Source organism: Desulfobacterales bacterium (assembly GCA_021647905.1).
In the GTDB taxonomy this organism is placed as follows: Bacteria; Desulfobacterota; Desulfobulbia; order Desulfobulbales; family BM004; genus JAKITW01.
This window is the reverse complement of sequence record JAKITW010000022.1, coordinates 1-20,107: the sequence shown is the minus strand read 5'-3', so window position 1 is coordinate 20,107 and position 20,107 is coordinate 1. Positions and strand designations below refer to the sequence as shown.

18 protein-coding genes are annotated in these 20,107 nt (G+C 57.9%); 8 read left to right on the top strand and 10 right to left on the bottom strand.

What is annotated here, in order from left to right:
• Positions 1-321: 321 nt before the first annotated feature.
• Together L3J03_05235 and L3J03_05230 are read left to right on the top strand one after the other, a co-directional pair.
• Positions 322-1,254, top strand: coding sequence for a sulfite exporter TauE/SafE family protein (locus tag L3J03_05235; protein MCF6290382.1), 933 nt, complete (start codon positions 322-324; stop codon positions 1,252-1,254).
• Between the two features lie 22 nt (positions 1,255-1,276).
• Positions 1,277-1,723: a hypothetical protein gene (locus L3J03_05230; protein ID MCF6290381.1), complete on the top strand. Its 447-nt coding sequence runs from the start codon at positions 1,277-1,279 to the stop codon at positions 1,721-1,723.
• A 96-nt stretch (positions 1,724-1,819) separates the two neighbouring features.
• On the opposite strand, the gene L3J03_05225 is transcribed toward L3J03_05230, so the two are convergent.
• The gene (locus L3J03_05225) at positions 1,820-2,710 is read right to left on the bottom strand and encodes a sulfite exporter TauE/SafE family protein (GenBank protein ID MCF6290380.1); all 891 of its coding nucleotides are present in this window, start codon (positions 2,708-2,710) and stop codon (positions 1,820-1,822) included.
• Between the two features lie 372 nt (positions 2,711-3,082).
• Between L3J03_05225 and L3J03_05220 the strand changes: the two genes are divergently transcribed.
• Entirely contained in the window at positions 3,083-4,822 is a 1,740-nt protein-coding gene (locus L3J03_05220) for an anion permease (protein ID MCF6290379.1), read from the top strand.
• 94 nt (positions 4,823-4,916) lie between these two features.
• Positions 4,917-5,501, top strand: a complete 585-nt coding sequence (locus tag L3J03_05215) for a CBS domain-containing protein (protein ID MCF6290378.1) — start codon at positions 4,917-4,919, stop codon at positions 5,499-5,501.
• Here the strand turns inward: L3J03_05215 and L3J03_05210 are convergent.
• The 9 genes from L3J03_05210 to L3J03_05170 all read right to left on the bottom strand — a co-directional run bounded on the left by L3J03_05210 (position 5,434) and on the right by L3J03_05170 (position 14,257).
• On the bottom strand, positions 5,434-5,958 hold the full coding sequence (locus tag L3J03_05210) for a hypothetical protein (protein ID MCF6290377.1): 525 nt from the start codon (positions 5,956-5,958) through the stop codon (positions 5,434-5,436). The two genes, L3J03_05215 and L3J03_05210, sit on opposite strands and share 68 nt — an antisense overlap.
• 20 nt (positions 5,959-5,978) lie before the next feature.
• Positions 5,979-7,334: a sigma-54 dependent transcriptional regulator gene (locus tag L3J03_05205; GenBank protein ID MCF6290376.1), complete on the bottom strand. Its 1,356-nt coding sequence runs from the start codon at positions 7,332-7,334 to the stop codon at positions 5,979-5,981.
• A complete protein-coding gene (locus tag L3J03_05200) occupies positions 7,331-8,791 on the bottom strand; it encodes an ATP-binding protein (protein ID MCF6290375.1) in 1,461 nt (486 codons plus the stop codon). Before L3J03_05200 ends, L3J03_05205 begins: the two co-directional genes overlap by 4 nt.
• Positions 8,792-8,998: 207 nt before the next feature.
• Complete coding sequence (gene nhaD / locus L3J03_05195) at positions 8,999-10,309, bottom strand: sodium:proton antiporter NhaD (protein MCF6290374.1); 1,311 nt, start codon at positions 10,307-10,309, stop codon at positions 8,999-9,001.
• Between the two features lie 214 nt (positions 10,310-10,523).
• A complete protein-coding gene (locus L3J03_05190) occupies positions 10,524-12,341 on the bottom strand; it encodes an SLC13 family permease (protein MCF6290373.1) in 1,818 nt (605 codons plus the stop codon).
• A 172-nt stretch (positions 12,342-12,513) separates the two neighbouring features.
• Positions 12,514-13,080, bottom strand: coding sequence for a universal stress protein (locus tag L3J03_05185; GenBank protein MCF6290372.1), 567 nt, complete (start codon positions 13,078-13,080; stop codon positions 12,514-12,516).
• 66 nt (positions 13,081-13,146) lie between these two features.
• Positions 13,147-13,650, bottom strand: a complete 504-nt coding sequence (locus L3J03_05180) for a universal stress protein (GenBank protein ID MCF6290371.1) — start codon at positions 13,648-13,650, stop codon at positions 13,147-13,149.
• Between the two features lie 37 nt (positions 13,651-13,687).
• Complete coding sequence (locus tag L3J03_05175; protein MCF6290370.1) at positions 13,688-13,999, bottom strand: hypothetical protein; 312 nt, start codon at positions 13,997-13,999, stop codon at positions 13,688-13,690.
• A gap of 57 nt (positions 14,000-14,056) precedes the next feature.
• A complete protein-coding gene (locus L3J03_05170; protein ID MCF6290369.1) occupies positions 14,057-14,257 on the bottom strand; it encodes a hypothetical protein in 201 nt (66 codons plus the stop codon).
• Positions 14,258-14,784: 527 nt separating this feature from the next.
• On the opposite strand from L3J03_05170, the gene L3J03_05165 reads away from it, so the two are divergent.
• From L3J03_05165 to L3J03_05150, 4 genes are all read left to right on the top strand, one after another.
• Positions 14,785-15,657: a hypothetical protein gene (locus L3J03_05165; GenBank protein ID MCF6290368.1), complete on the top strand. Its 873-nt coding sequence runs from the start codon at positions 14,785-14,787 to the stop codon at positions 15,655-15,657.
• A gap of 320 nt (positions 15,658-15,977) precedes the next feature.
• Positions 15,978-16,994, top strand: coding sequence for a zinc-dependent alcohol dehydrogenase family protein (locus tag L3J03_05160; GenBank protein MCF6290367.1), 1,017 nt, complete (start codon positions 15,978-15,980; stop codon positions 16,992-16,994).
• A gap of 117 nt (positions 16,995-17,111) precedes the next feature.
• Complete coding sequence (locus L3J03_05155; protein ID MCF6290366.1) at positions 17,112-18,152, top strand: YchF family ATPase; 1,041 nt, start codon at positions 17,112-17,114, stop codon at positions 18,150-18,152.
• 309 nt (positions 18,153-18,461) lie between these two features.
• Entirely contained in the window at positions 18,462-19,886 is a 1,425-nt protein-coding gene (locus L3J03_05150) for an ATP-binding protein (protein ID MCF6290365.1), read from the top strand.
• The last annotated feature ends 221 nt before the right edge of the window (positions 19,887-20,107 follow it).

Here is a 20,107-nt window from a genome sequence, read left to right as displayed (position 1 = left end):
AAAAGTGTTGCAAAATTACAGCGCCCTGTTTCATAATAGAATTTTTTCGCATTTTACTTGACAGAGAGGAGCCGGGAGAATTATGAATAGCCACTCATTCTGTTTTATGCTTGGCTTTATAGAATTATAGCAGTTTTTCAGTTATCAGTATCCAATTGATTGATCTCGCGCGGATAATTGGGCGCGGCCGACAGCGCCACCGGCCAACCAGAGTTTGCGGTTCATTAAAAACCTATCGTCAGGACCGCATAACTCGAAACAGTACGGTAAGGGGGGGGAGGGAGGTTTATGTTAAATAGATTAACGGAAAAAGTTGGGAGGATGTTCACCTTCCTGATGACCAGCCTGGTGCTCAGCCCGGCCTGGGCCACGGCCAGCGAGGTGGTTGCCATGGTGCCGGCCGTTGACGGCGCAGGATGGTGGAAGTGGCCGCTGATTCTTCTGGTCGTCACCTTTGTCATGGGTATCTTGGCCGTGCTCGGCGGTGTTGGCGGCGGCGTACTCTACGTGCCGATCATCAGTGGATTTTTCCCGTTTCATCTTGACTTTGTCCGGGGCGCCGGTCTGCTGGTGGCCCTTTCCGGCGCCCTGGCCGCCGGGCCGGGTCTGTTAAAGGCCAACCTGGCCAGTCTGCGGCTGGCCATCCCGGTGGCCCTGATCGCCTCCACCATGGCCATTGTCGGGGCCATGGTCGGCCTGGCCCTGCCCACCAACGTGGTCCAGATCTCGCTGGGCGCGGTGATTCTCGCCATTGTGGCGATCATGCTCACTGCCAAGAAGTCGGAGCTGCCCGAGGTGCCCAGGGCCGACAACCTCTCCTCGGCCCTGCGGATCTGCGGCATCTACCAGGATCAGGGCCAGGAGATCAACTGGAAGGTGCACCGGACCATTCCCGGGCTGTTGACCTTTGTCATCATCGGCTTCATGGCCGGGATGTTCGGCCTGGGCGCCGGCTGGGCCAACGTGCCGGTACTCAACCTGATGATGGGCGCGCCGCTCAAGATTTCGGTGGCCACCAGCAAGTTCCTGCTCTCGATCACCGATACCTCGGCCGCCTGGATTTACCTTAACAAGGGCTGCGTGATCCCGATGATGGTCATCCCCTCGCTGATCGGGATCATGCTCGGCTCCTTTGTCGGGGTCAGGGTCCTCAAGGTGGCCAAGCCCACCTTTATCCGCTGGATGGTCATCGCGATCCTCGGTTTTGCCGGGATCAAGGCCTTGACCAAGGGGCTTGGTATTGAACTATTCTAAACCTATCAAGGAGAAAAATATAATGGGCAACGCAAAGATCCAGCCAACCGCCACCGAGGAGCAGCTTCTGTATGCCAGCCTCCTGGAAAAGGGGATGTTTCTCGGCCTGATCCTGCTGTTTGTCACCTTTGGCCTGTACGTGTCCGGGATCATGACCCCGGTGATCCCGCTGGAACGGATCTCCGGCTACTGGAATCAATCGGCCCATGACTACCTGGTGGCGATCAACAACGACTACCTGCAATGGGACCACCTGCCCCTGGGCTGGTCCTGGCTCAAGCTGATCGGCAGGGGCGACTTTATCAACTTCGTGCCCGTGGCCATCCTCTCCGGGGTGACCATCTTCTGCTATGCCGCCATTGTCCCGGGTCTGTTCCGCCGCGGCGACAAGGCCTACGCCTTCATTGCCATCGCCGAGGTGGTTATCCTCAGCCTGGCGGCCAGCGGCCTGCTGGCGGTAGGCCATTAACCGGAACCGCCCGGCGACTCGTAAACATTCAGTACCCCCCCTCCTGTCGGGAAAGGGGTCTTCTTCTACCAACGGCCGCTCCATTGAGAAGGGCCGTTAGAAATATTGAATAATATACCGGCCGGCCACGCTGAGCACGATCAAGGCCAGGCCGGCCTTGATCACCCGTTCGGGCACGAATTTCTGACACCTGGCGCCGAGATACATGCCGGCCAGGCCGCCCAGCCCGAAGAGCAGGCCCAGCAGCCAGTCCGGCGGCGCGGTCATCCCCTGGTTCAAGGGGATGGTGCTGTAAAAAAAGACCCCGGAGATCGAGGTGACAAAGGTGCCGAACAGGGCCGCGCCGGCCACGGTGTAGACCGGCAGCCCCAGGATACTGACACAGAAGGGCGCAATGATCGCCCCGCCGCCGATCCCGTAGATCCCGCCGATGACCCCCACCGCAATGGTCAGCAGAAAAAGAACCGGCAACGGGCAGACGATCCGTTGGCCGTGAAACTCATACTCGAGCCGCTGCCAGCTACAGCTGATATTCTCCACTCCCTGGGAGTGGTCGCTTCCAGCCGGAGCAGACCTTCTGGCGGTAAGGAAAACACTCTTCAGCAGCCGCAGGCCGATATAGGCCAGGACCAGGCCCACGAACAGCTTGAACCCCCGGGGATCGGGAAGAAAGCGCACCCGCAGATAGTAGCCCAACAGCACCCCGGGCAGGGTGCCCACGGTGATGCAGCCGGCCAGGGGCCAGACCATCCGTTTTTCCCGGACATAGCGGATAATCCCGCCGGGGGTGCCGACGATATTATACAGAAAATTGGTGGCTGACACCGACGGACTGGTGAAGCCGAGCACGCTCATCTGAAAGGGCAGGAGCAGGAAGGCGCCGGATACGCCGCCCATGGAGGTAAAAAAGGAGAGCACAAAGGCGACCAGGGGCGGGAGCAGGGCTGAGGTTGAAATTCCGGCAACAGGAAAAAATATTGTAAACATGTCCACCTGATAGCCCCTCACTTGTGGTCAGCGCCGCGGATTCGGCCGCCTGGACGGGCAAGCCCCCGGAAAAATCGTTTAAACTTTTCAACGGGAGGGGTAGACTCAGGCAGCCGATCCCGAAGACGAAGACACGAACGACCATAATCCCGGGTCCGCCACTATTTTGCCCCGGCACCAACCAACAGTACAAAAACATGGATCATATTCATACTTTTTTTTCCATGTCCGCCATCGGCCACCGGCAGGCGGGGACAGGATGTCCGCTTTTTGTTGGTAACTCGAATTTTCGATTGCTTGTCAACAACCAGCCCTGCTGGTTCCGTACCGCCCCTGAGATGTCGGTTCGAATTCAGGGAGGGGGGTGAAGTCGTGCACACTCTGACAAGGCATGCCATTATCATCGCCCTCCTGTTCTGCTGGCTTGTTCCGCCGGCTGTTGCGGGCCACGGCGGCAAGGCCCCCGGTAAGGCGGCGGTCAAGGGGGGGATGCAGGTCACCATTGCCGGGACCATTATCGATTCTCACGGGCAGCCGGTGGGCGAGGCCGGGATAACGGTGTCCCGCGCCGGCCGCCAGGCGGTAAGGGTGGAAACGGCTGATAACGGCCATTATGTCGCTGAATTCATGGTTGACAGGGCGGTAATGGACCAGGCCTCCTTTGAGTTGAAGGTCAACCGGACCGGTTTTGCCGCCCGGACCTTTACCTTTGTCAGCAGCGATTTCGCCTTTAAGGGCGACCATTACTACGCTACTGAGAACGTCTCCCTGGCCCGGGTGCTGGGGCCGGCCTTCTGGATCGCCACGGTGGTATTCGTGCTCGCCTACATCCTGATCGCCTTTGAACTGCTGCACCGGACCATGGCCGCCATGCTGGGCGCCACCCTGATGCTGCTGATCTCCTACACCGCGGGCACCATTAATCCTGATTTCCGCATCTTCACCTTTGAGAGCGCGGTCAGGTCCATTGACATGAACGTCATCTTCCTGTTGATGGGGATGATGATCATTGTCGGCATCCTTAAAAACACCGGCGTGTTCCAGTGGTGCGCCTATATGGCGTACCGGGCGGCCCGGGGCAAGGTCTACCTGCTCACCGTTATCCTGATGATTTTTACCGCCGTGGCCTCGGCCTTTCTCGACAACGTGACCACCATGCTGCTCTTGACCGGGGTGGCCATTGAGATCGCGGTATCCTGCAGCCTCAACCCCCTCTATCTTCTGATCCCGCTGGTAATGGCCTCCAATATCGGCGGCACCGCCACCCTGATCGGCGACCCGCCCAACATCATGATCGGCTCCTATGCCGGCCTTACCTTTGCGGATTTTGTCGCGGCCCTGGCCCTGCTCTGCGTAACGGTGATGGCGGTGATGTTTGTTTTTACCAGGCTGGTCTGGGGCCGGGCCTATGCCGAGGCCCAGTCCACGATCACTGATATCGAGGAGTTCACCGCCGAATTAAAGGAAAAGTACCGGATCTACGACCCTGGCCTGCTTACCTACGGGATGATCACCCTGGGCTTTACCATTTTTCTGTTTCTGTCCCACGGCTACTGGCATATGGAGGTGAGCGTCGCGGCCCTGGCCGGGGCCGCCATCCTGACCACCGTGGCCCTGCTCACCCACAAGGTGGACCTGCTGCACATGATCGAAAAGGATATCGAGTGGCCCACCCTGATGTTTTTCATCTTCCTCTTCATCCTGGTCGGCGGGGTGCAGGAGGCCGGTCTGCTCTCCGTGGTCGCCGACTGGATCCTGAGCGTCTCCGGCGGCAGCTACCTGACCTCGATGACCCTGATCCTCTGGGTGTCGGCGATCATGAGCGCCTTTATCGACAATATCCCCTTTACCGCGACCATGCTGCCCATTGTCGCCTATCTTTCCTCGGTCATCCCCGGGGCGGAGAACACCCTCTGGTGGGCCCTGGCCCTTGGCGCCTGTTTCGGCGGCAACGGCACGATCATCGGCGCCTCGGCCAATGTGGTAACCATGGGGATCGCCGAGTCCCAGGGGTACCGGATATCCTTTGCCGGGTTCATGAAGACCGCCTTTCCCTTCATGATCTTCAGCATCTTTATCTGCCAGGTCTGGCTGATGTTTTTCAAGCCCTGAACCAGGCCCGGAGATTACGGCCGCATTGGCCGGAACATGCAACAGCCGGACAACGAGTTCAGAACAGAATATTTTCGCCGGGAGGGAACAAGGAATGGGAGACAAAAGGAAAACAGTGCGGGAGATCATGTGCCCTATTGAGGAATATGAACGGATCGATGCCGAGGCCCCGCTGTGTGAGGCATTACACCATCTGAAGAGGTATCAGCGCAAGCTGCGGGCCGATGAAAACAGCCGCTTTCACAAGACCACCTTTGTCACCGGGGCCGCAGGCGGGATCATCGGCAAATTATCGCTTTATGACTTTATCAGGGGCCTGGTCCCGGAACCGGCCCGGGATGAGGATTATTCGAGGAAATTCTCCGCCCTGGTCTCCTCGCGGGCCCTTGAGGTGGCCGCGGAAATAGGCGAGACCCGGAAACGTTTCAAGTGGCTGCATACCAGCTTTCCGGCCCTGGTCAAACAGGAGACCAGGAAAAGGGTAAAGGATGTCATGTCGCCCGTGGCCCCTCTCCTGGTCGAGGGGGACACCATTAACAAGGCCGTCTATATCATGTTCAGGGAAAATATCCGCCAGGCCGTGGTGACCCGGGCCGGAGAGTTTGTCGGCGTCATAAACCTGCAGACCATTTTTTCCGAACTTCTGCAGATAGCCGATGACCAGTGCCTGACCGGGTGAGTTTCCGGCCCGCTTCTTTGCCCTGGGGGTGGTTGTTCAACCGGTCAATGGCCGCGCCGATGGCCCGGAGGGTGTCGAGCCGGGCCGGGCCCTTTACCTTCAGGCTCCGACGGCCGGCCAGCTGGAGGTAATAGAGCCTGGTTGTTTTCTTGACTCCGCCCAGGTGGACCTGGATCTTCCAGGGGGTGTCCGGTGGCAGGGAGGTGTTCTTCATGATCGATAAAAAACCGTACCGGAGCCGGATACCCGCCGGGCCGGCGACAACCCCGCTGAAGCCCCAAAGGGGACCGTTGAAAAACCAGAGCACGATCAGCGCCCAGATTATAACGGCCGCCGCAACCGCGGCTTGACGCCGCATAATGGAACGGATCAGCAGAAAGAGGATGAGCGTTGCCACCAGCCCCATGATCAGGTTCTGCACGGCCAGTGAACGGATAAGAAAGACTTGTGTTTGCATGGGGCGGCCGGCCATGCCGGTCAGTTCATCTCATACTTTTTCAACTTCCGCCAGAGCGAGACACGGTCAATGCCCAGGGCCTTTGCCCCTTCGGTCCGGTTGTCGCCGGTCTCCTTGAGGATCCATTCGATATAGGATTTTTCCAGCTCCTCCAGGGTGGGATATTTGCCCTCCCGCTTCCTGAAGGTCTGCATGGTCATGCCCCGCAGATCCTCGGGCAGATGGGCCGGCTCAATGGTATTACCGTTGGCCATGGCCACCCCCCGTTCAACAATATTTTCAAGCTCGCGCACGTTGCCGGGGAAATCGTATCCAGTAAGGATGTCGATCACCTCCGGCGACACCTCCCGGATATCCTTGTTCATCAGGGTTGCATATTTTTCCATGAAGTGGTGGATCAGCAGCGGGATGTCGTTTTTGCGTTCCGCCAGCGGCGGAATACAGAGCGAGACCACGTTGATCCGGAAGAAGAGGTCCTGGCGGAAGTTGCCGCGCTTGACCTCCTCCTGGAGGTCCCGGTTGGTGGCGGCGAGAAAGCGCACATCCACCTTGATCGACCGGGTGCCGCCCACCCGGGTGATCTCCTTTTCCTGGATCACCCGCAGGAGCTTGACCTGCATCTGGGGCAGCATCTCGGTGATCTCGTCAAGGAACAGGGTCCCGCGGTCAGCCATCTCCACCAGCCCCTTCTTGACCTTGTCAGCCCCGGTAAAGGCGCCCTTCTCATGGCCGAACAGCTCGTTGGCCAAAAGCTCCTCGGTAAAGACCCCGCAGTTGATGGAGAGCATCGGGCCACCGGCCCGCCGGCTGCGCTGGTGGATGAACCGGGCCAGCAACTCCTTGCCGGTGCCCGACTCCCCGCAGATGACCACATTGGTATCGGTTGCCGCGATCTGTTGGGCCGTATCCAGCAGTTTTTTTATTTTGGCATTATCGGTGATCAGCCTGACATCGCCCTGGAATTCCTTTAAATGCTGGCGCAGGCGGACATTTTCCTTTTTCAGCCGGTTCTTTTCCAGGGCCTCCCGGACCACCCGGCGCACCTCGTCGAGCTTATAGGGCTTGGCAATATAATGGTAGGCCCCGGCCTTCATCGCCTTGATCGCCGAATCCACGGTGGCAAAGCCGGTGATCATGATCACCTCGGTGTCCGGGTAGAGTTCCTTGGCCCGGGCCAGGAGCCGCATGCCGTCCACCTTTTCCATCTTCAGATCGGTGAGGATCAGGTTGAACTCCTCCTGTTCGATATACTTCAGGGCCTGGGTGCCGCTCTGGGTGGCTTTTACCGCAAGCCCCTCTTTTTTCAGGATATGGGTCAGGTTGTGGAGGGCAACCGCCTCGTCATCAACCACCAGCAGCCGATGTTCGGTGCTCATTTTTTCTCTCCCCGGCCCTTGGGCAGCCAGATAATAAAGGTAGTGCCTTTGCCCGGGACGCTTTCAACCCGGACCGACCCGCCATGCTGTTCAACAAGGTCATGAACTATGTACAACCCGAGGCCGGAACCATGCCCGACATCCTTGGTGGTGAAAAAGGGATCAAATATCTTTTGAACATTTTCCGGCAGGATCCCCGGCCCGTCGTCCTCGATCAGAATTTCCACTTCCCGGCTGCGGGCGTCTTTTTTCGTCACCTCCCGGGCCGATATCCAGATATGTCCTTCATTGCCCACCACGTCGGTTGCATTTTTTATCAGGTTTAAAAAAACCTGCTGCATGCGCTGCTTGTCAACCGTTATCTCCAGGGTATCCGGAACATCCAGCCTGAAATCAACCTCGCTCGGCACCTGGCCGCGGATCAGGACAATGGTCTTCTCGAACAGCGTCTTCAAGTTCAACCGCTGTTTGTTGAAATCATCCACCCGGGAAAATTCAAGCAGCGATCTGACAATGTCCCGGGCCCGGTCCGCCTGTTCCATGATCTGTTGGATCAGATCCTGCTGGAATTCCGGCTCCGCCTCCCCGAGTTCCTCGTCCAGTATCTGGGCCGAGGTCGAGATGTTGGACAGCGGGTTGTTGAGTTCATGGGCCACCCCGGACAGCAGGGTGCCCAGGGAGGCCAGTTTCTCCGACTGCACCAGCTGCTGCTGACGGACCCGCAGTTCAATGGTCATCCTGTTAAAGGCCTGGAGCAGGGAATTTATCTCCGGGTCAATCACGCTGATGTTGGCGGCAACGAACTCGCCCCGGGAGATTTTCCTGGTGTGGTCCTCCAACACCTTCAGGGACCTGAAAATACTCCGGCTTAACCTGATGGCCAGAACAACGCAGAGAACCACCAGCACGATCATCGACGGGATAAGGACCTTGCCCGTGGTCTGCAGCAGGTTGCGGATGGACTGCCGTTCGGCCCGGGAGGTGCTCTCGGCAATATCCGTAAGCGCCTTGCCCAGCTTGCGGACCTCTTCCTCCAGCCGCGGCCGGTCCCGGGCTATCCGGGGATCAGCGGCCGGCAGACCGTTCAACTCGTGCAGCTGCAGCATCTTCTCCTTGTAGTCGTGCAGCGTTTGCCAGAGCTGGCTGAAGCTGGTCTGGGTCTTTGAGGCGCTCAACAACCGGATGTTCTCGTAGGGCAGCCGTTCCAGTTTATGCCAGAAGGCCATGTTCTCCTGAAAATCATACTCATCGTTATAGAGCAGATAATTTTTTTCAAAGCGCCGGACCTCCAGGGTAGTGTCCAGAAAATCATTGATGATCTCGACAAGTTCCACCTTTTGTTCCACCTTGCTGACAATGACGTAGGTCAGCAGTCCGGTGCCGATCATAAAGAACAGGAGCAGATAAAATCCGAGAATGATCCGTTTGCGTATTCCAGCGGGAAAATGCAGAGCCATGGTTTGTCTCTCGCGGATGGTGGTGGTCGGCCGCCCAAACAGGTCCCGCAGGCCAGGGAGAAAACCGGGCCCGGGCTGCCGGCGGCTCCCCCTGAACAAGCGTCTCCCGGGTGCCGTTGGCAGGGATTATAAACCAACTATGACCCAGGTACCAGGAATTATAAGGGAAAAAATCGTAACCAGCCACCGCTGCCGCGGCAAACCCTTTTAGAACAGGCTGCTGTTAATGTAAAGGTGGCAGAAGATGCTGGCTGCATAACCCAGGGCGATCACCGGTGTCCACTTGAGATGGGCGCCAAAGGTGTAGGTGCCCCGGGCCGTGCCCATCAGGCCGACCCCGGCGGCCGAGCCGATGGAAAGCAGGCTGCCGCCCACGCCGGCGGTAAGGGTCACCAGCAGCCACTGTCCCAGGGACATGGCCGGGTCCATGGTCAGGACCGCGAACATCACCGGAATGTTGTCCACAATGGCCGAAAGGATGCCCACCATGGTATTGGCATAGGTGGGACCGAGCCCCTGGTACATCTGGTGGGAGAGCATGGCCAGGTAGCCGAACTGGGAAAGGCCGCCCACACAGAGGATGACCCCGTAGAAGAAGAGCAGGGTGTCCCATTCGGCCCGGGCGATCTTGCGGAACAGGTCAAAGGGGGCCGGAACCTCGCCGTTGGGCCGGATGCCCAGCGGATAGTCGTACTGTATCGCGCGTTTCTCCTTGAGCTTGATGTAGTAGGCAAAGAATCCCAGGTAGGAGAGGCCGAACATCATGCCGGCTGCCGGCGGCAGGTCCAGGTTGTTGTGGAACAGGACCGCGGTGGTGATGGTCAGCAGAAAGAGGAAGATCATCCGCTTGGCCCCGAACTTCATCTGCACGCTTTCCTGCATGGGTTTGGGAAATTTCCTGCCGACCGCCAGGCTCATGATCGCCGCCGGGATCAGCCAGTTGGCCAGCGAGGGCAGGAAAATATGGAAGAACTGGGTAAACTGTACCTGGCCCTTCTGCCAGACCATCAGGGTGGTGATGTCGCCGAACGGGGAAAAGGCGCCGCCGGCATTGGCGCCGACCACGATATTGATGCAGGCCAGGGCCACGAATTTTTTATTGTCACCGCCCACGGCCATTACCACCGCGCCCATCAGCAGGGCCGTGGTCAGGTTGTCGGCAAGGGGCGAGATGACAAAGGCCAGGAGCCCGGTGATCCAGAAGATCATCCGCAGGGAGTAGCCCTTGTTGACCAGCCAGGCCCTGAGCGCCTGAAAGACGTTGCGCTCCTCCATGGAGTTGATGTAGGTCATGGCGCAGAGCAGAAAGAGCATCAGCTCGGCATACTCAAGGATATTGTGCATGATCGCCGCATGGGCCGCCTCGGGCTGGCCCATCTGGCGAAAGACAATGGCCACCAGCACCCAGATAACGCCGGCCGCGAACATCACCGGCTTGCTCTTGCGAAGGTTGAGTTGTTCCTCAAAGATAACCAGCAGGTAGGCCACGACAAAGAAGGCCACCGCCAGGTAGCCCATGCCGGTGTGGGTCAGGTCCTGGGTGTGGGCCAGGTCCCGGACAACCGATGCCTGTTGGTGGCCGCCGGCCCAGGCCGGCAGGGCTGATAACAGAATAAGACTTGCTGCGCTCAGTAATGTAATCATGCTGAAAGATATCCTTATTGCACGACAACGACACGGTATCGAGCCGGTCTGACCCGACAGCGTGCCGCAGCCCGCGTTTTTTTTTGAGTTAGGCGGTGATTCCGTAGAACAGATAGATCATCGCCATCATGACGACCATGTACAGAACGGTCATGCCGGAGCCGGCCTTGAAGTAGTCAACGGTCCGGTATCCGCCCGGCCGCATGATCAGCGCGTTCACCTGGTGGGTGGGCAGGACAAAGGTGTTGGAACAGGCAACCCCGACCACCAGGGCCGCTATCCGGGGATCAGCCCCGGCGGTCACCGCCATGTTCATGGCAAGGGGCACCATCAGCACGGTGGCGCCGACATTGGAAACCACCAGGGTGAAGAACGAGGTCAACAGGCCGATGACCGTCAGCAGGACAATGGGCGGTACGCTGCCGATGGCGTCCATGATCGTGTTGGCGATATAGCCGGCGGCCCCGGTCTTTTCAAAGGCGATCCCCAGCGGGATCAGGCCGCCCAGGAGGAAGACGGTCATCCAGTCCACGGATTTATAGGCCTCGTCAACGGTCATAACCTTGGAGAGGATCATCCCCAGGGCCCCGGCAAGCAGGGCGATGGAGAGCTGCACCTTGAAGATCAGGATCATGATCAGGGAGAGGACCAGGCAGCCCACTGCGAACTTCACCTTTTCGGTGTTGACGATTTCACCCTGGACATCCTCGGTAAAGACCAGGTCCGGCTTTTCCTTCAGCACATGGAACCGCTGCCAGCGGCCCTGGAGCAGCAGGGCGTCGCCCGGCTGCATGATGATATCGGAGATACCGGCAACAAAGACCTTGTTGCCCCGGAAGATGGCCAGCGGGTTGACCTCGTAGTGTTTACGGAAGTCAAAGCCGCGCATCGTCTTTCTGGCCAGCTCCGAGCGGGGGGTGATAATCGCCTCAATGATCCCGGCATTGTTGGGGGACAGGTCCTCGGAAAAGGTCTCCAGCCCGTCACGCAGGAGCCAGCCCATGTTTTCGGCCATCTTTTCGATAAACTCGCGGGTGCCGATAACCGCGATATCATCGCCCGGATGGATCTGATTCTCTCGCTTGGGGGCAAAGATCTTCCGGTTGGCCTTGTTGTCCGAGACCGCCACCACGCTGGTAAAGTAATGAGGCCGCAGGGAGAGTTGCTCAAGGGTCCTGGGGCCGTTGAAGTCATCCGGCACGTGCAGCTCGAAAAGCGAGCCCATGTCCCGGTAGGTGTTCTGCAGGATCTCGGACATCGGGCCGCTGCTGCCGTCCTCTTCGCCCTGGCCGCTGGGCAGCACCAGCCGGCCGAAAACAATAAAGTAGAGCAGGGCGGCGATGGTCAGGGCAACCCCGATGGGGGTTACCGCGAACAGGCCGAAGGGCTCCACGTCAGGGTTGGAAATCCGCATAACGTCGTTGAGCAGGATTAAGGGGCTTGAGCCGATCAGGGTGATACAGCCGCCGATGATCGCGCAGAACCCCATGGGCATGAGGATCCGGGAGACCGGGATGCCGGTTTGCCTGCCGATCCGCCGGGCCGCAGGCATGAACAGGGCCGCGGCGCCGATATTCTGCATGAAACTTGAAATAAAGGCAACGGTCGAGGCGATCAGGGTCACGATCCGGCTCTCGCTTTTGCCGGCGAATCTGAGGATAATCCGGGCCAGCGAGTTCATCGCCCCGGTCTTGTCCAGGCCGGCGCCGATGATAATCACCGCAATGATCGAGACCACCGCATTACTGGAGAGCCCGCTGATCGCCTCCTCGGGCGTGACCAGGCCAAGCAGCGGCAGGACGACCATCATGATGATCCCGACCACGTCCACCCGGACCCATTCGAAAACAAACAGAAGAATGGCCGCAACCAGCACGGCCATGACAATCATTATCTCTGGTGTCATTTTTTCTACCCTTTCTTCCCTGTAAAGATCATTAAAAACCAGACAACTCCCCCTGGCAATTCACCCCGGCCGGGGTCCGCAACGGTCCCGGCCGGGGTGGAGGTTGCCAACCCGGAAAAATTTGAAGGGGGAGGAAACGTTCTTTATGGATTGGTGAAATGTTACGGTATTGCTATGCGGCCGCCCTCTGATTGCCGCCCAGGTTGAATACCGGGATGGCGATCCGGCCTTCTGATTTCCGTGCCACCTCCGGATCAGGCTCGGTCAGGACATAGCGCAGGTCAGCATAGCGGGCATGCAGCTTTTTGATCACCTCGTCCTCGCGGCCGATTTCCACCAGATGGGTAAAGCTGATATTGTTTTTTTCCGCCTTTTCCTGCAGGGCAGCAATATTTTCCCGGCAGTTGTTCTGGAAAATCGCTGCCGCCTCTTCTCTTTTTTTAGCGGCCATGGACAGGGGCGCGTCCGAAACGTTAAGCGCCACCAGTTCAAAATCCAGCCGCTGGGCCATCTCAACCGCATAATCGGCCAGCATGTCGGAGATACGCTCATCCTGACTGACCACGAGAATTTTCTGTGTTCCCGCCGGGTTGCCGAGCATGGTGCGGGCGGTTTCATGTTCCCCGGCCTCGGCAAAGGCTGCGGCGGCCGCGGCATCCTGGAGTACGCTCTGCCGGCGCCTGGCAATCTGCACCTCTTCATTTTTCTTCTTTTTGGTGAACCAACCGAACAGTCCCATCTTCTTCCCTCCCTGAAATTAAACAGTTATTACAACATAACAAGTCGAATTACTAACTTTTTTGCATCAGCTTCCGCCCTGGACCATGACCACCGGCACCGGCAATGCCCCGGAGATGGCCTGGAAGGCGTTCTTCTTTCGCCGCTCGGACTGCGAAGCGCCGCCGCCCAGGTCATAAACAGTGATTACCACGTCCCGGTGCTCCCGGATATAACGGACGATCTCCCGGCGGGGGTCTCCTGATTTCATGGTCAGTTGATAGGGAACGCCGGCCTTTTCCGATTCGGGCAGCAACTTCCTGATATTCTCCATTGCCTCGGCCAGCAAGGCCTCTGCCGTTGCATGCTCCCCTGCCTCGGCAAAGGTCGCCGCCATCATTGAGCCTTCAAAGTATTGTTTTGCCTGTCTGGCCGTCTTCTTCATCCGCTGGAGACAACCGCTCACCTTTTCCGGCCCTACGATCTGCAGTACCTTCAGCTCCGCCTTGATCCGCAGGCAGAGTTCCACCGCATGATTAAAGGCCTTTTTGTCCGGCATGACACCATCAATGGCCAGCAACACCTTTTCCATGATCAACACTCCTTGTTTCGTATTGCAGGGCAAGGCCCTACACCTTCAGCCGGGGCCGCTGTTCTCTCTCCTGCCTGGCCCTGGACTCCGGCCGCTGTTTTTTGCCGCTACGCTTGTTGAGCAGCTCCCTTGCCGTTGCCGCCTCCCCGGCCTCGGCAAAGGTGATGGCCATCATTATCCTGTCCCAGAAGGTCAAACGATTTTTTCCTGTTTCCATGGCGCATCCCTGTGATAAAATTGTCAGCCGGGCAACAACCGGCACGACCAACAGCTCTAGTCCTGCAAGTAAACATTCAGTAAACCTCCTCCTGTCGGGAAAGGGGTCTTCTTCTACCAACGGCCGCTCCATTGAGGTAAGCGTTCACCAGCACCTCATCTTCGCCCATTTCGGAGTCTCGTGCCTCGCTTACCTGGCCTGCTCGAATAGCACCAGTATGCTTCGCAGTCCCAAATGAACGAATCTAAGCCACTGGTGAACGCTTACGGGCATGAGATTACCATAAATCCGTACCCCCGGTGAACGGTTACCCATTGAGAAGGGCCGGCTGTTCATAAACAGGCTATCAAGCAGGAACTCGCTTCGCCGCAACGGCGATTCGGAAGCCATAAGCATATCCTGCCGAAGTTGTTTCAAATTCCGCTTTTGCCGTCACGGCCGCGGCTCAGGGTCCGCTACACCGTTCGCTATAAGAAAACCCCTTTCCCGGTCCAACCTCAAACGTACGGGGTTTACCGAAACCTTACCGCTGCCCTTTTCTCTGCAGCACTGTTCTCTAAAATTCCCAGGATCAATCCAGCCCATGCCAGGACATAAAAATTTCCTCGCCCCCCTTAAACCGCGCGCAACCACCTGATATTTCGTATACAGCTCACGCCCCTTGCCACCAGGGGTAATGGGGCGTGATTTTTTTGGCTTGACAAAAAACCGAGCTTCTCATAAATAAATGAATGACAGTTCATTCATTGGCTGGCGTTTTTTCTATTTTGGTCTGGACATAATTGTCGGTCTCGCAACAACCCGCTCGACGGACGTGATTCGTCTTGTAACTTGTTGATTTTATTGGGTGGCATTTGAAGCCTTTCGGGTTGTTACGAGTTCATCATAATTACCTAATTTATTATGGGGAGATTATTATGAAAAAAGTTGTAGTTGCAATAGCAACATCAGCGCTTTTGGTGGCTCCGGCGTTTGCCTCTGATCACGGTGGCGAAACGCACGGTAAGCACGCTGCGGTTTCTGACAAAGTTATTGCCTCGCAACGCGAGGCTCTTGCCAAAAACACGGAAGGTAAAGGATTCGGTCCACAAACACCGCGTGATATTGATTCCAAGGCCGGAAACAACGCGCGTATTTTTGGCCGCGCGCCCGCTTCCACACAAATGAATCTGTGTAACATCCACTTCCACGAAAGCGCCGAACACAAAGCCAAAGACTTCTCGGTTTATGCCGGTAACGGAAACGGTGAAGGTTTTGGTAGCGGTTACAAATATTCCGGTACTCTCAGCCACTCTGAACTCGCACCAGTTGCCCATAACGCCTGTCCAAGCGCCCATGGCGATCTGGAGCCAGGTGATACAATTGAGGTTCATTACGTTTACAGCACTGCTCAAGTTACACCTGGTCCGACTCTGGGTTCTTGCCTGAGCGAATCCATTAATAACCCGCAACTGCGCGTTGAAACTCAAGTATACGTACTTGTGAACGATGACAATGCGCTCGATTTCGGAAAACTGGCCGACTATGAAAAAGTTGGCGGCCTGTACCAGGCTACTGCTATCCCCAGCAACACAGGTACTCCGGTCGAATTCGAAGGCTCTACCACAGGCCCCGGTTACAACGAAAAAGGCTCCCCTTTTCAGGTTACTTGGTCGGTTCGGCCACACGTTGCCAAAGTCAATATCAACACTGTTGGAGACTGGTGTAAAGGCAATGATTTCAAAGAAGATCATGCACACGGTGTAAGAAACCTCGTGAAGAATCCTGATCTTCTTTCTACCATCGAGTAATTAGATATTCATCCCCGGTCCGGGCCATGGAGGCCATGGCTGACGGCCCATTAAAAAAGTGCCCCTTAAAGCACAATTGAGTACCCCCTTCCTTGGGAAAAAGGGCGGGAATTATCCCGCCCTTTTTTCTTTTCTCCCGCAGACCTTCATCTCCATAACCGTTCATCAGGAACGAAATCCCGGCTGATTCCTCCTCCATTGCAACCATTTTCCCCTGGCGCCATACTCGACCGGCCTGGTATCCTTACCGCTGGGATCTAACCCGGCTGTTGCCGGGCACCGCATAAAAAATCAAACCCCTGAGAACCGGAGGACATGCCATGAACGTCCCAGAACAGATGCAGGCCATGGTCCTGGAAGCCCAGGGAAGCCCGTTATGCCCGCGCACCCTGCCGGTCCCGGAGCCTGCTCCGGACCAGGTGCTTGTCCGGGTCCTGGCCTGCGGTGTCTGCCGCACTGATCTGCACATCATTGACAATGAACTCCCAGGGCCCAAACTACCATTAATTCCGGGCCACGAGATCATCGGCACGGTCTGCGGAACCGGCAGCGCGGTCAATTCGCTGGCAGATGGCGACCTGGTGGGCATACCCTGGCTGGGTTATACCTGCGGCAGCTGCCGTTATTGCCTGGCCGGCAGGGAAAACCTCTGCGACCGGGCCCGGTTCACCGGCTACACCCTGGACGGCGGCTATGCCGAGTATACAGTGGCCAATGAACAGTACTGCTTCCAGCTGAGCGACTCCGTCGACCCGGTCAGCTGGGCGCCATTGCTCTGCGCCGGTCTGATCGGCTTTCGCACCTACCGCCTGGCTGGCAAGGAGATCGAGCACCTGGGAATCTACGGATTCGGGGCCGCGGCGCACATCATCACCCAGGTGGCCCTGTTTGAGAAAAAAAAGGTATACGCATTCACCCGGCCAGGGGACCTGGAGGCCCAGGATCTTGCCCTCCGGCTGGGCGCGGTCTGGGCCGGGGACTCGACCCAGGCGCCGCCCACGGAACTGGACGCGGCCATGATCTTTGCGCCCAGGGGCGAACTGGTCCCGATTGCCCTGGCCGCCTGTTGCAAGGGCGGCCGGGTGGTCTGCGGCGGCATCCATATGAGCGATATCCCGACATTCCCCTACCAGCTCCTGTGGCAGGAAAAGATGGTCCGCTCGGTGGCCAATCTTACCCGCGGAGACGGGGTGGAGCTGCTGGCCCTGGCATCCAGGATCCCGATCAGGACCGAGGTGCATCCCTTTCCGCTCAATCAGGCCAACCAGGCCTTGTCACGCCTGCGCCAGGGCCGGATAACCGGGGCCGCGGTCCTGGTGACGGCTCATGACCGGTAACCGGACCCGGACCTGGCGGGCAACCATTTCCTTGGCCGATTGCTTGCGGAAAAACAGGAAAAGGGATAAAAGACGGGCCTCTTGTAAAAACTTCGCCATCTCCGTAAGGACACGACAATGAAACTAGGCATTATCGGCCTGCCCGGGTCGGGCAAAACGACCATATTCGAAGCGGTCACCGGAATAGTCCCGGAAGAAAACATGCCCCGGACCGAAGACCGGGTCGGCACCATCCGGGTGCCGGATGCCCGGATCGACCGGTTGAGCGAGATTTACAACCCGCGCAAAACCATCCATGCCCGGATCGAATACCTGCTGCCCAGGGCCGCGATCTACGCCCAGGGCCAGAAAAAGGACGAAAGCCTCTGGACCGGGGTCCGGACCTGCGATGCCCTGATCCATGTGGTCCGCAACTTCGATGACCTGGGCGGCGAGACGCCGGACCCGGCCAGGGATTTTGCCAACCTTGACCAGGAAATGATGTTCGCCGACCTGCTGGTGGTGGAAAAACGGCTGGAACGGCTGGCAGCGGACGCCCGGCGGGGTCGTAAAATCGATATTAAGGAGGAACAGCTCCTGCAACAATGCCGGGAATCCCTGGAACAGGACATTCCCCTGCGCCGCAACCCGGAACTGGCCGGGGCGCCGCTGCTCAAGGGATTCACCTTCCTGTCGGCCAAGCCGGTACTGGTCCTGTTCAATAACGACGACGACAATGCGGCCGCCCCCGGTGCGGCGGGACCGGTTACAGAGGAAAAATGCATCACGGTTCGCGGTCAACTGGAGCGCGAACTGGCCCGGATGGATGCGGAAGAGGCCCGGGAGTATCTCCGGGAATATGAGATATCCAGTTCAGTGGTTGACCGGGTTATCAACCTTTCCTACCAGTTGCTCGGTCTGATCTCCTTTTTCACCGTGGGCGAGGATGAGGTCCGGGCCTGGACCATTCCAAAGGAGACCCCGGCCGTGGACGCGGCCGAGGCGATTCACTCGGACATCAAAAAGGGATTCATCCGGGCCGAGGTCCTGGCCTATGACGACCTGATCGATGCAGGAGGCGCCTACAAGGAGGCCCGAAAAAAAGGCACCGTCCGCCTGGAGGGCAAGACCTACCTGGTCCGGGACGGAGATATAATCGAGTTCCGCTTCAATATTTAGACCCTCTGATCTGAAAATCTATAAAAAACCGTGTTTGTTGCAAGGAGGGTACCCCCCCAAAAAAAACCTTTGGACCGTAGAGGGTCTTATCCGGCGCAGCCGGGCTAGACCCTCTGCTCTGAAAATCTATAAAAAACCGTGTTTGTTGCAAGGAGGAGAACCAACCACCTCGTGATCGTTGACCCGTAAAAGCTCTTGGCCGGCTGCGCCGGGCGGGAAAACATCTTTTATTTGACAGCCTGACAACCAGCCGCTATAAAAAACAATTATCATCACAATCATCATCGGACTGATTACCGGCCATACCGCATGAACCCATGTGAGTTCATCCTCCCCAGGCAGGTCCGGTCGCCGGCTTCAATTCACCTTTCCATCTACAACAGCGCCATGCCCCTGGATGATCTGATCCGACAAGCACGTCTGGCTGTACAAGACAGGACCGTTGACCCGCCGACCGCAAGGGTCGAGGACGGGCTTGCCCCCCTTGCCGCATTGCTCAACGAACTGGTCCTGGAGATCAGGGCCTTGCGGCGGAAAAAGGAGGCTGCCGGGGCCGGTGTCAGCGGTGAGGAAACAACAACCGGACCATCCCCGGAAAAAGAACAGTTGTCCGTGACCCTGCGCTCCATTGCCGAAGGGGTGATCATCACCGACATCAAGGGCGGAATCATTCTCATGAACCGGGTCGCCGAGCAACTTACCGGCTGGACCGAGAAAGAGGCGAGAGGTAAACCGGCCAACGAGATCTTCTGGCTGGTCAACGAAAAACAACGGGATGCGACCCTTGACCCGGCCAACCGGATTTTCGCCAGCGGCCGCATAATCAAGCTGACCGAACCATTGCTCCTGATCAACAGAACCGGAACCGAGCGGTTGATCTCGGTGATCGGCGCGCCGATCATCAGCAGGCACAATGAGATGACAGGGGTTGTCCTGGTCTTCCGGGACATCACTAAAGAGAAAAAACAGGAAACAGAACTGCTCCAGACCCGGGAAATCCGGTCACTGGGAATCCTGGCCGGCGGTATTGCCCATGACTTCAACAACCTGCTCACCGGAATTCTCGGCAACGTCAACCTGGCCAAGATGTACTCTGAACCGGACGGCAAGGCGGCAAGCCGTCTGGAGCAGGCGGAAAAGGCCTGCCTGCGGGCCCAGGCCCTTGCCCGGCAACTGCTGACCTTCTCCCGGAGCGGCGCCCCGATCAGAAAAATTGTTCCGGTTGCCGAGCTGGTCCGCGCAAGCGTCCTCTCTGTCCCGGGCGGTGCCACGGTCCGTTATGAGTTTCAGCTCCCCGAAGACCTCTGGCCGGTCAAAATCGATGCCAGCCAGATCAGCCAGATGATCACCTCCCTGGTGACAAACGGTGTGCAGGCCATGCCCGGGGGGGGCGTCCTCACCGTCCGCGCGGAAAACCTGATCGCCGGCAACCATGCCGCCCTGCTGCCGCTCAGGCAGGGACAACCCTATGTTGCCATCACCATTATTGACACCGGCACCGGCATTGCCCCGGAAAATCTGGGCCGGATATTTTCCCCCACCTTCACCACCAGGCAGACAGGCAGCGGCCTTGGCCTGGCCATAAGCTATGCGATCATCAAAAAACACGGGGGCTCTCTGGCCGTGGACTCGAAACCCGGCCGGGGCAGTTCCTTTACCTGTTACCTGCCGGCGGTGCCGCAGGCCCGGGAGGCGATCCGCGAGGCAAAAACAGAGAACGGAACCATAATGTAATTCTTGTTTTTCTTATCAGTTATTGTCTTTTGTCCTCAGTCCTCAGTCCTCAGTCCTCAGTCTTCTGTCTTCTGTCCTCAGCCCTCAGTCCTCAGTCCTCAGTCCTCAGCCCTCTGTCTTCTGTCTTCTGTCCTCAGTCCTCGGTCCTCAGTCCTCAGCCCTCAGTCCTCTGTCCTCAGTCCTCTGTCATCAACCCTCGGCCCTCTCTGCCTTGTCCCCTG

Coding starts and splice junctions, on each gene's coding strand:
- L3J03_05235 (MCF6290382.1), top strand. CDS start 322: ATGTTCACCTTCCTGATGACCAGCCTGGTGCTCAGCCCGGCCTGGGCC.
- L3J03_05230 (MCF6290381.1), top strand. CDS start 1,277: ATGGGCAACGCAAAGATCCAGCCAACCGCCACCGAGGAGCAGCTTCTG.
- L3J03_05225 (MCF6290380.1), bottom strand. CDS start 2,710: ATGTTTACAATATTTTTTCCTGTTGCCGGAATTTCAACCTCAGCCCTG.
- L3J03_05215 (MCF6290378.1), top strand. CDS start 4,917: ATGGGAGACAAAAGGAAAACAGTGCGGGAGATCATGTGCCCTATTGAG.
- L3J03_05210 (MCF6290377.1), bottom strand. CDS start 5,958: ATGCAAACACAAGTCTTTCTTATCCGTTCACTGGCCGTGCAGAACCTG.
- L3J03_05205 (MCF6290376.1), bottom strand. CDS start 7,334: ATGAGCACCGAACATCGGCTGCTGGTGGTTGATGACGAGGCGGTTGCC.
- L3J03_05200 (MCF6290375.1), bottom strand. CDS start 8,791: ATGGCTCTGCATTTTCCCGCTGGAATACGCAAACGGATCATTCTCGGA.
- nhaD (MCF6290374.1), bottom strand. CDS start 10,309: ATGGGCTACCTGGCGGTGGCCTTCTTTGTCGTGGCCTACCTGCTGGTT.
- L3J03_05190 (MCF6290373.1), bottom strand. CDS start 12,341: ATGACACCAGAGATAATGATTGTCATGGCCGTGCTGGTTGCGGCCATT.
- L3J03_05185 (MCF6290372.1), bottom strand. CDS start 13,080: ATGGGACTGTTCGGTTGGTTCACCAAAAAGAAGAAAAATGAAGAGGTG.
- L3J03_05180 (MCF6290371.1), bottom strand. CDS start 13,650: ATGGAAAAGGTGTTGCTGGCCATTGATGGTGTCATGCCGGACAAAAAG.
- L3J03_05175 (MCF6290370.1), bottom strand. CDS start 13,999: ATGGAGCGGCCGTTGGTAGAAGAAGACCCCTTTCCCGACAGGAGGAGG.
- L3J03_05170 (MCF6290369.1), bottom strand. CDS start 14,257: ATGGCTTCCGAATCGCCGTTGCGGCGAAGCGAGTTCCTGCTTGATAGC.
- L3J03_05165 (MCF6290368.1), top strand. CDS start 14,785: ATGAAAAAAGTTGTAGTTGCAATAGCAACATCAGCGCTTTTGGTGGCT.
- L3J03_05160 (MCF6290367.1), top strand. CDS start 15,978: ATGAACGTCCCAGAACAGATGCAGGCCATGGTCCTGGAAGCCCAGGGA.
- L3J03_05155 (MCF6290366.1), top strand. CDS start 17,112: ATGAAACTAGGCATTATCGGCCTGCCCGGGTCGGGCAAAACGACCATA.
- L3J03_05150 (MCF6290365.1), top strand. CDS start 18,462: ATGAACCCATGTGAGTTCATCCTCCCCAGGCAGGTCCGGTCGCCGGCT.